Source organism: Methylophaga sp. UBA2689 (genome assembly GCA_002354555.1).
Classification (GTDB): Bacteria; Pseudomonadota; Gammaproteobacteria; order Nitrosococcales; family Methylophagaceae; genus Methylophaga.
Genome location: DELT01000080.1, coordinates 12,984 through 13,942, shown reverse-complemented (window position 1 = coordinate 13,942; position 959 = coordinate 12,984). Strand labels below are relative to the sequence as shown.

Sequence of the window (959 nt, the reverse complement as noted above, 5' to 3'; positions counted from 1 at the left end):
ATATGAAAGATCAACAAGCCCTACCGCATTCAGAGTTACTTTTCATAGTGTGGTATATTGCCCGCCACTTCTTTGCCTGTTGTAATCCCGCAGGCGCTTTCGACTGATAAGATAAACACCATGACATTTGACGATTTATTCCTTGATGATGAATTGATTGCTGCTGTGCGCGACAGTGGTTTTGAAAAACCGACTGAGGTCCAGCAATTGGCGATCCCGGCACTATTGGCAGGTCAGGATGTATTGGCCTGCGCCGCGACCGGTACCGGGAAAACTGCGGCCTTTATTCTGCCTATTTTGCAGCGCCTCAATGATGAACGGCATAAACACGATCAGGCTCGTATTCTTATCCTCGCCCCCACCCGCGAACTGGCATTTCAGATCCAGCACGTGTTTCATCAACTCGGTAAAGCCTTTAAACCAACCATCGCCATGCTGACCGGTGGTGCCTCGCCCTGGGCGCAGGTACAGCATGCTACTGCTCAATGCGACATTATTATCGCTACGCCCGGCCGTCTGTTAAGTCTGGTGAATGATGAATCAGTCGATTTATCAGCAGTTGAACTGGTCATTATTGACGAAGCCGATCGCATGCTCGATATGGGCCAGGGACCGGATGTGCTGATGGCGCTCGCCGCGATTAAATCCAAATTTCAGGCCGGACTGTTCTCGGCAACCTTGGCAGGCAGTGGGGTCAGAATTTTTGCCGACGAACTGCTTACCGACCCGCAGGAAATTCATATTAATGCGGCCAATCAACTGGCAGAGAATGTTACTCAGCAGGTGTTCCTGGCTGATAATCGTGAACATAAACAGGCTTTATTACTGGCATTTATCAACGCACCGGCCTGCCAACGCGCCTTAGTATTCTGTAATAAAAAAATCCGTGCTGAAGAAGTCTGCGACTGGTTACAGTCACAGAATATCTCTGCTCAGCTGTTACATGGTGATTTTGATCA

The 959-nt window shown here is 49.2% G+C and carries 1 protein-coding gene; it reads left to right on the top strand.

Annotated features, from left to right (window positions below; genetic code table 11):
* Positions 1 to 120 precede the first annotated feature (120 nt).
* The coding region (locus tag B3M51_RS09690; RefSeq protein ID WP_292758653.1) for a DEAD/DEAH box helicase at positions 121 to 959 on the top strand (839 nt) is incomplete at its 3' end.